Source organism: Lentzea atacamensis (genome assembly GCF_003269295.1).
Classification (GTDB): Bacteria; Actinomycetota; Actinomycetes; order Mycobacteriales; family Pseudonocardiaceae; genus Lentzea; species Lentzea atacamensis.
Genome location: NZ_QLTT01000012.1, coordinates 123,721 through 135,849, shown reverse-complemented (window position 1 = coordinate 135,849; position 12,129 = coordinate 123,721). Strand labels below are relative to the sequence as shown.

General features: G+C 66.9%; 11 protein-coding genes. 6 read left to right on the top strand and 5 right to left on the bottom strand.

The genetic code is table 11. The features are described from left to right. Positions 1-48: 48 nt before the first annotated feature. Positions 49-1,503 carry a lysine--tRNA ligase gene (gene lysS / locus C8D87_RS39080; protein ID WP_112231377.1) on the top strand — a complete coding sequence of 485 codons (1,455 nt, stop codon included), beginning with the start codon at positions 49-51 and terminating at the stop codon, positions 1,501-1,503. 113 nt (positions 1,504-1,616) lie between these two features. Then, the gene (locus tag C8D87_RS39075) at positions 1,617-1,964 is read left to right on the top strand and encodes a histone-like nucleoid-structuring protein Lsr2 (RefSeq protein WP_030471050.1); all 348 of its coding nucleotides are present in this window, start codon (positions 1,617-1,619) and stop codon (positions 1,962-1,964) included. Between the two features lie 68 nt (positions 1,965-2,032). Here the strand turns inward: C8D87_RS39075 and C8D87_RS39070 are convergent, their stop codons facing one another. Continuing rightward, entirely contained in the window at positions 2,033-3,001 is a 969-nt protein-coding gene (locus C8D87_RS39070; RefSeq protein ID WP_112231115.1) for an ABC transporter substrate-binding protein, read from the bottom strand. A 74-nt stretch (positions 3,002-3,075) separates the two neighbouring features. Between C8D87_RS39070 and C8D87_RS39065 the strand changes: the two genes are divergently transcribed. From C8D87_RS39065 to C8D87_RS39055, 3 genes are read left to right on the top strand one after another with little or no spacing between them, the layout of a single operon-like run. After that, entirely contained in the window at positions 3,076-4,071 is a 996-nt protein-coding gene (locus C8D87_RS39065) for a FecCD family ABC transporter permease (RefSeq protein ID WP_233439161.1), read from the top strand. A gap of 47 nt (positions 4,072-4,118) precedes the next feature. Further along, complete coding sequence (locus C8D87_RS39060; protein WP_112231112.1) at positions 4,119-5,114, top strand: FecCD family ABC transporter permease; 996 nt, start codon at positions 4,119-4,121, stop codon at positions 5,112-5,114. Next, positions 5,111-5,905, top strand: coding sequence for an ABC transporter ATP-binding protein (locus tag C8D87_RS39055; protein ID WP_112231110.1), 795 nt, complete (start codon positions 5,111-5,113; stop codon positions 5,903-5,905). Before C8D87_RS39060 ends, C8D87_RS39055 begins: the two co-directional genes overlap by 4 nt. A 257-nt stretch (positions 5,906-6,162) precedes the next feature. On the opposite strand, the gene C8D87_RS39050 is transcribed toward C8D87_RS39055, so the two are convergent. From C8D87_RS39050 to C8D87_RS39035, 4 genes are all read right to left on the bottom strand, one after another. Beyond that, positions 6,163-6,492, bottom strand: a complete 330-nt coding sequence (locus C8D87_RS39050) for a toll/interleukin-1 receptor domain-containing protein (RefSeq protein WP_170166742.1) — start codon at positions 6,490-6,492, stop codon at positions 6,163-6,165. Positions 6,493-6,500: 8 nt separating this feature from the next. Further along, on the bottom strand, positions 6,501-7,703 hold the full coding sequence (locus C8D87_RS39045) for a helix-turn-helix domain-containing protein (protein ID WP_112231106.1): 1,203 nt from the start codon (positions 7,701-7,703) through the stop codon (positions 6,501-6,503). After that, the gene (locus tag C8D87_RS39040) at positions 7,700-7,921 is read right to left on the bottom strand and encodes a helix-turn-helix domain-containing protein (RefSeq protein WP_170166741.1); all 222 of its coding nucleotides are present in this window, start codon (positions 7,919-7,921) and stop codon (positions 7,700-7,702) included. Before C8D87_RS39040 ends, C8D87_RS39045 begins: the two co-directional genes overlap by 4 nt. Before the next feature lie 433 nt (positions 7,922-8,354). After that, positions 8,355-9,152 (bottom strand): (2Fe-2S)-binding protein, encoded by a 798-nt coding sequence (locus tag C8D87_RS39035; protein ID WP_233442497.1) that lies wholly within the window; start codon positions 9,150-9,152, stop codon positions 8,355-8,357. Positions 9,153-9,471: 319 nt separating this feature from the next. Here C8D87_RS39035 and C8D87_RS39030 point away from each other — a divergent pair, with 319 nt between their 5' ends. Continuing rightward, entirely contained in the window at positions 9,472-12,033 is a 2,562-nt protein-coding gene (locus C8D87_RS39030; protein ID WP_109631222.1) for an ATP-dependent Clp protease ATP-binding subunit, read from the top strand. Positions 12,034-12,129 lie beyond the last annotated feature (96 nt).

Sequence of the window (12,129 nt, the reverse complement as noted above, 5' to 3'; positions counted from 1 at the left end):
CAGCCGAAGCAAAACCCCGTGACCAGCGAAGAGGACCTGCCCGAGCAGATGCGCGTGCGCCGGGAGAAGCGTGCGCGGCTGCTCGCTTCCGGCAAGGAGCCGTATCCCGTCGAAGTCGAGCGCACGCACACGCTGCGCGAGATTCGCGACGCGCATCCCGAACTCGAACCCGACACGCAGACCGGCCAGATGGTCGGAGTGACCGGGCGCGTGATGTTCATGCGCAACACCGGAAAGCTGTGCTTCGCGACGTTGCGCGAAGGCGACGGCACCGAACTGCAGGCGATGCTGAGCCTCGCCGGCGTGGGTGAAGAAGCGCTTTCCGAGTGGAAGACCGACGTCGACCTCGGCGACCACGTTTTCATCCACGGCGAGGTCATCAGCTCGCGCCGCGGCGAGCTTTCCGTGATGGCCGACTCGTGGCAGCTGACGTCGAAGTCGTTGCGCCCGTTGCCGGTCGCGCACAAGGAACTCGGCGAGGAAACTCGCATTCGCCAGCGGTACGTCGACCTCATCCTGCGGCCGTTGGCGCGGGACACCGTTCGGGCCCGTGCGAACGTTGTTCGTTCTCTGCGCGACTCGTTCCACCGGCGCGGATTCCTCGAAGTCGAGACGCCGATGTTGCAGACGCTGCAGGGTGGTGCGTCCGCGCGTCCGTTCATCACGCACTCGAACGCCCTTGACATCGACCTGTTCCTGCGCATCGCGCCGGAGCTGTACTTGAAGCGCTGCGTCGTCGGCGGCATCGAGAAGGTCTTCGAGATCAACCGCAACTTCCGCAACGAGGGCGTGGACTCGTCGCATTCGCCCGAGTTTTCGATGCTGGAGTACTACGAGGCCTACGCCACGTACGACACCAACGCGAAGCTGACGCGCGAGCTGATCCAGGAAGCCGCGGAAGCCGTGACGGGATCGCAGATCGTCACCTTGGCGGACGGCACCGAGTACGACCTGTCGGGTGAATGGACCACGATCAGCATCTACGAGTCGTTGTCCGAGGCGGTTGGTGAGGAAATCACCCCCGAGACGCCTGCCGAGGTGCTGCGCAAGCTCTGTGACCGGCACGAACTCGAGGTCAACCCCAAGTTCGGGCACGGCAAGCTGGTCGAGGAGCTGTGGGAGCACCTGGTGTGCGACTCGCTCTACCTGCCCACGTTCGTGCGCGACTACCCGGTCGAGACGTCGCCGCTGACCAGGCAGCACCGCAGCAAGCCGGGCGTCGCCGAAAAGTGGGATCTGTACGTGCGCGGTTTCGAACTGGGAACCGGTTACTCCGAACTGGTGGACCCGGTCATCGAGCGCGAACGCCTCGAAGCGCAGGCACGTCTTGGCGCGGCCGGCGACCACGAGGCGATGCCGATCGATGAGGACTTTCTGCGATCACTGGAGTACGGAATGCCACCGAGTGGTGGTGTCGGAATGGGTATCGATCGGCTGCTGATGGCCCTCACGGGTCTGGGTATCCGGGAGACCATCTTGTTCCCGCTCGTTCGCCCTGAATGAGTAACTTTCCGGATGTCGATAGGTGCAATGCGGCACCCGTGCGCTAACCTGCCTCGCAAGAGGCATTAGTTGGCGTGCGGGTGACCGCGCATTCGGGGTCCAGGAGGATACGCATGGCGCAGAAGGTCACGGTGACCCTCGTCGACGACCTGGACGGCTCCACTGCGGAGGAGACCGTCGAGTTCGGGCTGGACGGTGTCAGCTACACGATCGACCTTTCCTCGGGGAATGCGGGCAAACTTCGCGATGCCTTGGCCGACTTCGTGGGAAGTGCACGTCGTGCAGGCGGTCGCAAGCGCGTTGGCCCCGGTCGTCCGGCCGGTGTGAAGGCGCGCCCGGCATCGGCGGATCGTGAGCAGAACCAGGCCATTCGCGAGTGGGCCCGCAAGCAGGGCATGAAGGTGTCGGACCGGGGCCGCATCCCGGCCGAGGTGCTCGACGCCTACCACCAGCAGGGCTGAAATTCGGTAAATCACGAAGGGGTTCCGGGATGATTCCTGGAACCCCTTCGTGTTATTTGGGTGACTGATCAACTACGGGCTGGATCGACTCCGAATCCCTTCGCGAGGTCGTCGAGCATCGCGTGTGCGCCCTGAAGGCTGACCGAAGAGACCCAAACGACATCGGAGACGTCCTGCTTCTGGCCTTTTAGTTGACTCCACAACGGGTTGGCCAAATATTGTTCCTTGATCTTCTCCGTTTCGCCCTTCGGGTCCGTCCAGGCGGAGACGAAGATCCGCTCGGCGTCGAGCGAGGAGATCTGCTCCCGGCTGAGGTCGACCGCGATCTTCTCCGAGGTCGGTTGCCCGGCGGGGCGGGCCAGGCCGGCGTCGGCGAACAGGACGCCGCCGGGGAACGACTTCTCCGTGTACAGCCGCACGGTCTGCTCACCGCCGACGAACCGCGCCAGCGAGATCGACGGGTTGTGACCGGCCTTGGCGCGGATGGCGTCGCCGACCTTCTTGGCGCGTGCCTCGTAGTCGGCGATCTTCTTGTTCGCCAGCTCCTCCTTGCCGAGCGCCCTGCCGAGCAGGCGGATGTTGTCCTTCCACGTCGGGCCGGTGGTCGTGCTGAACACCGTCGGCCCGATCTTGGACAGCTTGTCGTAGATCTGCTCGTGCCTGACCTTCGCGGACACGATCAGGTCCGGGCCGATGGTGGCGAGCTCCTCGAGGTTCGGGCTCGCCAGCTCACCGACCGCCTTGGCGTTCTTCGCGTACTTGGCCGCGTCCGCCGCCAGGTACTCGGGCACGGAGTCGGTGCGGTAGCGGGTGTACGCGACAACCTCGGTCTCCAGAGCGAGCGCGGCGTCCACGTAGCTGGAGTCGAGCGCGGCGACCTTCACCGGCCGGTCCTTGATCTCGGTCTTGCCCATCGCGTGCTCGATCGTCACCGGCTTCCAGCCCTGGTCGGCTGGCGCACTCGGGCTCGTCGTAGCCGTCTGGCCACAGGCGGTGAGCGCGAGTAGCGCCACACCGATCAGAGCTGGTCTTCGCATCGGTGACTCCAGAAATTCGGTTAGGCTTACCTGGCTTTCGCGGAGCATATGTCGGGCATTTGGAGGGGTGGGCATTGGGCCGTAAGTCGTTGGTCGGCCTGCTCTTCCTGCTGATCGTGCTGGTCGCCGTGTGCCTGGCTAGCATCGCGATCGGCTCGAAGGAGATCCCGCTGTCCGGGGTGTGGCACGGCCTCTTCACGCCGACCGGGGTCGAGGACGACGTGGTGATCCGTGAACTCCGGATCCCGCGCACGCTGCTCGGCATCGTGGTGGGCGTCGCTCTCGGCGTGGGCGGCGCGCTGATGCAGGGTCACACGCGCAACCCGCTGGCCGACCCCGGCATCCTCGGCGTCACGCACGGCGCCGCGCTCGCCGTCGTGCTCTCGATCTTCCTGCTCGGCGTCTCGTCGCTGGTCGGCTACATCTGGTTCGCCTTCGCCGGCGCGATGATCGCGAGCGTGGTGGTGTTCCTGCTCGGCTCGGCGGGCAGGGGCGGTCCGTCGCCGGTGACGCTGGCGTTGGCCGGTGCCGCGGTCTCGGCGCTGATGCACGGCCTGGTGTCGGCGATCGTGCTGCTCGACCAGCAGTCGCTCAACGCGTTCCGGTTCTGGCAGGTCGGCGCCATCGCGGGCCGCGACCTCACGGTGCTGAACCAGGTGCTGCCGTTCCTCGTGGTCGGCCTCGTGATGGCGGCGCTCAACGCGCCCGGCCTCAACGCGTTGTCGCTGGGCGAGGACGTGGCCAAGTCGCTGGGCGTGCGCGTCGGGATGACGCGGACGCTGGGCATCGTCGCCATCACGCTGCTGGTGGGCGGGGCTGTCGCGGCGTGCGGACCCATCGGGTTCATCGGTCTCGTCGTGCCGCACGTGGCACGCGCGTTCACGGGGCCGGACTACCGCTGGCTGCTGCCGTTCTCCGCGGTGGTCGGCGCGATCCTGATCCTGCTCGCCGACATCCTCGGCCGCGTGGTGGCCCGTCCGTCCGAAGTGGAGGTCGGCGTGATGCTGGCGCTGCTCGGCGCGCCGTTCTTCATCTTCCTGGTGCGCCGCAAGAAGCTGGTGAAGATTTGACCGCGCTGAGGCTGGGAGTCACCTCGTTCAAACTGCGCCGCCGACCAATGGCGGTCGTGGCGGTCGCACTCGTGCTGCTGGCGGCCGTGCTGGTCGTCGACATCATGATCGGCGACTTCCCGCTGACCGCCGCGCAGGTGATCGACACACTGCTCGGCGGAGGGACCAGGCGCGACCAGTTCGTGGTGACGGAGCTGCGGCTGCCGCGCGCGTTGACCGGCCTGCTCGTGGGCGGCGCGCTCGGCCTGTCCGGCGCGATCTTCCAGGCGATCGTGCGCAACCCGCTGGCGTCGCCCGACATCCTGGGCGTGACGTGGGGCGCCGGCGTGGGCGCGGTCTCCGTGATCACCTTCGCCGGCTCGCTCGGCGTGGTGACCGGCGGCGCGGCGTCGATCGGGCTGCCGCTGGCCGGTCTGGCAGGCGGCCTGACCGCCGGGCTGCTGGTCTACGCGCTGGCGTGGCGGCAGGGCATCGAGGGCTTCCGGATGGTGCTGATCGGCATCGGCATCACCGCGGTCGCCGGCAACTTCACGCAGTACCTGCTGACCGTGGGCGACGTGCAGGACGCCGGCCGGGCGATGGTGTGGATCACCGGCTCGCTCAACGGACGAGGGTGGGAGCACGTCGTACCGGTCGCCCTCGCGCTGGTCGTGCTGGTTCCCGTGGCTCTGATCGGCGGGCACGTGCTCGGCGCCCTGCAGTTCGGCGACGAGACCTCGCGCGGGCTGGGCGTCCGGGTCAACGTGGCGCGGTCGTTCCTGATCATCGTGGCGATCGTGCTGGCGTCCGTGGCCACCGCCGCGGCGGGTCCCATCGCGTTCGTCGCGCTGGCCACGCCGCAGATCGCTTTGCGGCTCGCCGGAACCGCTCAGCCGCCGCTGTTCGGGTCTGTCGTGGTGGGCGGCGTGCTCGTCATGCTGTCGGATCTGGTGGCACGGACCATCTATCGCATCGAGCTGCCGGTCGGGGTGGTCACCGCGGTGCTCGGAGCGCCTTATCTGATGTACCTGCTGGTACGGAGTCGCCGGGAGGCGCGGGTATGAGTGTGCGTCTTGAGGCTTCGTCGCTGTGTGTCGGGTACGGGGAGCGGCTGGTCGTCGACACCCTGGACCTGTCGGTGGTCGGCGGGACCGTCACCGCGGTGATCGGGCCCAACGGGTGTGGCAAGTCGACGCTGCTGCGTGCTCTTGGGCGGTTGCTGCCTGCACGGTCGGGTGCGGTTCTGCTGGACGGCAAGCAGATCGACCGGATGCCCACTCGGGAGGTGGCTCGGGTGCTGGGGTTGTTGCCTCAGGCTCCGTCGGCGCCTGAAGGGCTGACGGTGGCCGATCTGGTTGCTCGTGGCCGGCATCCGCATCAGTCCTGGTATCGGCAGTGGTCCTCGGATGACGAGGCTGCTGTTGATGCCGCGTTGGCGATGACCGGGATCTCGGACCTGGCCGAGCGGACCGTGGACGAGCTGTCCGGTGGGCAGCGGCAGCGGGCGTGGATCTCCATGGCGTTGGCGCAGGGCACGGATCTGTTGCTGCTGGACGAGCCGACCACGTACCTGGATCTTGCGCATCAGATCGACGTGTTGGACCTGGTGCAGGAGTTGCACTCCAGCATGGGGCGGACTGTCGTCATGGTGTTGCACGATCTGAACTTGGCTGCTCGGTATGCGGACAACATCGTTGCCATGCGGGATGGGCGGATCGTGGCTCAGGGGGCGCCTGGGGATGTGTTGACCGAGGCCATGTTGCTGGATGTTTTCGGCTTGGATGCTCGGGTTGTCGAGGATCCGGTTTCTGGGACGCCGTTGGTTGTGCCGGTGGGTTCGCGCCACCGGAGTTGAGCTACTGGCCGATGAGCACGTGCAGACCGACCAGAGCGGCACCCAGCGTGCCGAGGCCGGCGAGGATGGCAGCAGGCACGTTGTAGTTCACCAAGTAGGTCAACACACCCACGACGCCGGCGCAGGCGAACGCGGTGACAATGATCAAGGTTGTGCGCAGGCCGAGGAGTACGTGGTTATGGGTGTTCGCGGATGCCGGGCCGCGCCCGCACGTCGGGCACGGTTGGTCGGGTGAGGTCATCGCCATCGTCCTAGCGTCAGGCGGCCAACGCCGTCAGGTCGTTCAGGAGCCGGTACTTCATTTCCTCGTTGATCGGCACGAGCTTGGAGTTCCCGATCAGGGCGACCATCGGGATCCCACTCTCGACGGCCCACCCGAACTCCCATCGCGTCCACGGCGTCCGCAGGTACGAAGGGGACAGGACCGCCACGAACTCTTGGGACGCGCGGAGCGCGAACTCCACCGCCTCGTGCCGATCTCCTCCGTGTCGGCTGTGATGCAGATCGTCGATGTAGGGCGTGCCCCAGCTGATCAGCCGTTCGATCTCGAGCAGGGTTTGCTCGTTGTCCCGACGGGAGTAGCTCACGAAGACGTTCATCCGCGCCTGGCCGATCGACCCAGCTGGGGCCTCAGTTCCGCGAGCAGGTCAGCGACGGCGACGTCACGGGCCCATCGGCGCCGGAGCATGTCGGCCAGGGCCTTCAGGTCGACGCGAATCGAGTCGGAGTCGACCTGGCGGAGGCCGGGAAGTGCCGCGTGGACGAGATGACTTGCCTGCTCCCTCTCCCCGATCGAAGCGTAGGCCAGCGCCAGACGCACGCCGAAGCGAACGCGTGAGCGCATGGAGTCCGTGGAAACTCCAGAGATCACCTTGTGCAGTACGGGAATGGCTTCGTCGTGGCGGCAGAGGTCGACGAGCGACCATCCCGTGGTCACATCGACCTGATTTCCCACGCTCGTCGTACCGAGCGACCGCACCCCGGTCTCGGCGTGGTCGGCCTCGTCGGACTCACGTGCGCTGTCCAGGGCGCGCAGGCAGCTGGAACGATCTCCGAGCAGCGCGTGTCCCTGTGCCTGCCGCAGCCACGCGGTGGAGCGAGTGCGTGGCGTGATGTTCTGACAGCGGAGGACTCTGCCGGTCAGGTCCACGATTCCGCGTCCATCTCCGTTGTACAGGGCCCGATCGGCCTGCCGGACCACGGCGAACTGGGGAAGCTCGTGGTCGCCCGCCTCGATGGCCAGGCGTACGGCCTCCGCCGTCAGGCGCTGGAAGAGGTCGTCCCTGCCCGCCTCCTGGGCCATCCACCCCGCGTACTCGTTGAACCGGGCGGCCAGCAGGACGAGCCCGTGCGTGGGGGCGGCCTTGGCCGACTGGAGCACCTTGCTCACGGTCTCGATGTTCGCGAGCACCATGGGAAGGACGATCTCGGGGCTCATGGTGTGCCCCATCCTCCGCAACGTTCCGAAGATCGACCAGAACTGCGCGGTGTAGTCGTCGAGGTCACCGCGGAAACCGTCCTCCGGCTGGTCCGACGACGCGGTGTAGCCGACCGGCATGACGATGGGCAGCCGATTCGCCATGGCCGTCCGGGTTTCGTCGGCCAGGGCGGCCAGCAGCTGTCCGTTCGTGCCCAGGGCACCGTCGCACACGCGAGCGATACCGTCCGATGCCGGCCGTACGCCGCTCTCCACCTTGCTCAGGTAGCCCTTGGAGTAGTTCGTCAGCTTGGCCAAGTTCGCCAGCGACATGCCCTTCTCGAGGCGCAGGCGGCGCAGCGTATTGCCGAAGTCGTTCATCGCGATCCCCCGAGCAGGGAGTCGTAGCGGCCGGCGTAGTAGCCGACGTCCCCGCCGCAGGCCGCCACGAACGCTTCCACCACCGGCCACGCCGGTTTCTGTATTCCGTTAGCGGTCCTGGAGAGCCAGCTGGCGGAGTAGTGGGTCTTCCTCGCCAGGTCGACGTAGGTGAGCGCCGCTGTATTACGCAGATCTCGCAGTTCGAGCGCGAAGATCACTATTGGGCAGCCCGACGCTGGGTCCAGGGGCTTCTCCGGCCTGGGCATCTGATCACCGCCGCCCAGTCGTGCCGGGCATGGGCGTGGGACGGCGCACTGACGCCATCGTCGACAACCTCCTGCGCTTGCTGTTCGCTCCGGATGACAAACCGGGGGATGGCAACCCGCAGCAGTTGGCGCTACCGCGGACCCCTGGTGTTCACGTCAATGATGGAGGGCATCAACTTGTCGCGGAAGATTCCCGGCCGGAGTCGAATCAACGTGCCACTGGCAACGGGAAACCCCTACCGGCAAGCCCGTCGCGGAGCGATCCTGACATCGGGCCACAGTGCCCCTGCGCCTTCTGCTAGCTCCGGATGACGCAGACGCGGAGGTCCCCTCGTTGGCGCGGGGGGACCTTCCCTGACTTGTCGGGTGCGGCTCGCGGGCCTGCTCAGGAGCAGGTGCGGGGGCAGGCCGTGCAGGGCTCGGCCTCCGGGAGCACGTAGTGGAAGCAGCAGCTGTTGCGCTTGCGCTTCCAGCCCTCCGTGGTGAGGTGCAGGGTCGAAGCGGAGACGAAGGGGTCGAGCTTCTCCGGCAGGATCAGCGCGGCGTCGGTCACGCCGCCGTTCTCGTCACCGCAGACCCGGCCCGCTGCCCAGGCGCCGTACTCCAGCATGTCGGTCGCGGCTGCCCAGAGGGTGCGGCGGCCGAAGCGGACCACCTGGCCGAAGGAGGCCACGAACTGGGCTGCGTGGGCGGCATAGCGAGCTCGGAGCAGGGCGGCAAGGGCTGCCTCGTTGGCCACGACGGTGGCTGCCGGGTGGTTTGAGGCCGGGTCGTCCGGGAGGCAGGCGAACTCGTCGGAGAGGACGGAGATGCCGTCCGGGTGGGGGCGGCCGTCGGTGTTGGTGCGGAAGGCGATGTCGGAGGGCTTGAGCGTGGGGACGCGGCGGGCCGTGTGGAAGAGGAGACCCGCGATGGTGCCCGGGATGTGCAGGTACCAGCCCATGATGTAGCCGGCGGTGGCTCGGTCGTCGGACTCGCCGTACTGCTCGGCCATCCATTCGGCCAGGTCCTTGCGCCACAGGTCGAAGCGCGCGGGTTCGGCCAGCAGGTCCGAGCAGATCGTCCAGGAAGTCGGAGGAATGCCGAACCGGATTTCGGAGTCGGTCTCCAGGCGGGCGATGGACTCGGCCAGTGGCGTGAGCGCACGCGGGTTCTGCTGTGAGACCCTCGCAGGTACGGTCAACGCGCAAGTCCTATCTCATCTGAATGAGGCTTGCCTAACCTTACCCAAGTTTGCCCTTCCTGCGCCTGTCCGAGTGGTCCCGATCACAGGAGTGTCGCTCAACGGTTGGTTGTTCGCGCTCAGCGGACATCGCCCGATCTGTGGAATCCGTTGCTCCCGACCTGCGTTGATGCGGGTGTCAGGGTTGGCCGGACGCGACTGTCCGCTGACGGGAACCACAGGCCTCGGTACCGCCCACTACAGTGGAGCCACGGTGCCGCGCTCACCAGGGTAGATCGGTGGAGCCGAGGACCGCCGACGCAGCAGTCAGGGAGTGCGAATGTTCGAAAGGTTCACCGACCGCGCGAGGCGGGTGGTTGTCCTTGCCCAAGAAGAGGCACGGATGCTCAACCACAACTACATCGGCACCGAGCACATCCTCCTGGGTCTGATCCACGAGGGTGAAGGTGTCGCCGCCAAGGCGCTCGAGTCGTTGGGGATTGCGCTGGAGGGCGTCCGCCAGCAGGTCGAAGAGATCATCGGCCAGGGCCAGCAGGCTCCGAGTGGACACATCCCCTTCACCCCCCGTGCGAAGAAGGTCCTGGAGCTCTCGCTGCGCGAGGCGCTTCAGCTCGGCCACAACTACATCGGCACCGAGCACATCCTGCTCGGGCTCATCCGCGAGGGCGAGGGCGTTGCTGCGCAGGTCCTCGTGAAGCTGGGTGCCGACCTCAACAGGGTGCGGCAGCAGGTGCTGCAGCTGCTGTCCGGTTACTCGACGGAGAAGGGCGCGTCGGAGTCGACCGGTCGTGGTGAGGGCACGCCGTCCTCGTCCCTGGTCCTCGACCAGTTCGGGCGCAACCTCACGGCTTCGGCCCGTGAGGGCAAGCTCGACCCGGTGATCGGGCGCACCAAGGAGATCGAGCGGGTCATGCAGGTGCTGTCCCGCCGCACCAAGAACAACCCGGTTCTCATCGGCGAGCCCGGCGTCGGCAAGACCGCCGTCGTCGAGGGGCTGGCGCAGATGGTCGTCAAGGGCGAGGTGCCCGAGACGCTCAAGGACAAGCAGCTCTACACGCTCGACCTCGGTTCGCTGGTCGCGGGCTCCCGCTACCGCGGTGACTTCGAAGAGCGCCTGAAGAAGGTTCTCAAGGAGATCCGCACGCGCGGCGACATCATCCTGTTCATCGACGAGATCCACACGCTCGTCGGCGCGGGTGCGGCCGAGGGCGCGATCGACGCCGCGTCGATCCTGAAGCCGATGCTGGCTCGTGGTGAGCTGCAGACGATCGGTGCGACCACGCTCGACGAGTACCGCAAGCACGTCGAGAAGGACCCCGCGCTGGAGCGCCGCTTCCAGCCGATCCAGGTGGGCGAGCCGTCGCTCGAGCACACCATCGAGATCCTCAAGGGCCTGCGCGACCGGTACGAGGCGCACCACCGCGTCTCGATCACCGACTCCGCGCTGGTCGCCGCCGCCACGCTGGCCGACCGGTACATCAACGACCGGTTCCTGCCGGACAAGGCGATCGACCTCATCGACGAGGCGGGCGCTCGCATGCGCATCCGCCGGATGACCGCGCCGCCAGACCTGCGCGAGTTCGACGAGAAGATCGCGGACGTGCGTCGCGACAAGGAGTCCGCGATCGACGCGCAGGACTTCGAGCGCGCGGCCAAGCTGCGTGACGCGGAGAAGCAGCTCCTGGGCCAGAAAGCCGAGCGGGAGAAGCAGTGGAAGGACGGTGACCTGGACGTCGTCGCTGAGGTCGACGACGAGCAGATCGCCGAGGTCCTCGCCAACTGGACCGGCATCCCGGTGTTCAAGCTCACCGAGGAGGAGACCACGCGTCTGCTCCGCATGGAGGACGAGCTGCACAAGCGGATCATCGGCCAGGTCGACGCGGTCAAGGCCGTGTCGCAGGCGATCCGCCGCACCCGCGCCGGCCTGAAGGACCCGAAGCGCCCCTCCGGCTCGTTCATCTTCGCCGGCCCGTCCGGTGTCGGTAAGACCGAGCTCTCGAAGGCGCTGGCGAACTTCCTGTTCGGCGAGGACGACGCGCTCATTCAGATCGACATGGGCGAGTTCCACGACCGCTACACCGCGTCGCGGCTCTTCGGTGCCCCTCCCGGCTACGTCGGCTACGAAGAGGGCGGCCAGCTCACCGAGAAGGTGCGCCGCAAGCCGTTCTCCGTCGTGCTCTTCGACGAGATCGAGAAGGCCCACCAGGAGGTCTACAACACGCTGCTCCAGGTGCTGGAAGACGGCCGCCTGACCGACGGTCAGGGCCGGACGGTGGACTTCAAGAACACCGTCATCATCTTCACGTCGAACCTGGGCACGTCCGACATCAGCAAGGCAGTCGGCCTCGGCTTCACCTCGGGTCAGGACACCGCGTCCAACTACGAGCGCATGAAGAACAAGGTCAACGACGAGCTGAAGAAGCACTTCCGCCCCGAGTTCCTCAACCGCATCGACGACATCATCGTCTTCCACCAGCTGACTCAGGACGAGATCATCAAGATGGTGGACCTGATGATCGCCCGCGTCGAGACCCAGTTGAAGAACAAGGACATGGCCCTCGAGCTGACCGACAGGGCGAAGTCCCTGCTGGCCAAGCGCGGCTTCGACCCGGTGCTGGGCGCCCGCCCGCTGCGCCGCACGATCCAGCGCGAGATCGAGGACCAGCTGTCGGAGAAGATCCTGTTCGGCGAGATCCAGCCGGGCCAGATCATCATCACCGACGTCGAGGGCTGGGACGGCGTGTCCGACGAGCACGACAAGGCGCGCTTCGTCTTCCGCGGCGAGGCCAAGCCGAACCGCGTTCCGGACGCCCCGCCGGTCGACCTCGCCGCTCCCGCTGCCACCGAGCCGCAGGAGTCCCCGGCGAACGACGCCGAGTGATCTAGCCAGCTGAGAACGGCCCCCAGGCACTCCGCCCGGGGGCCGTTCTCGTCCGCGGACTCAACAATCTCCGCTCACGGCACCTCTAGAGGAAGA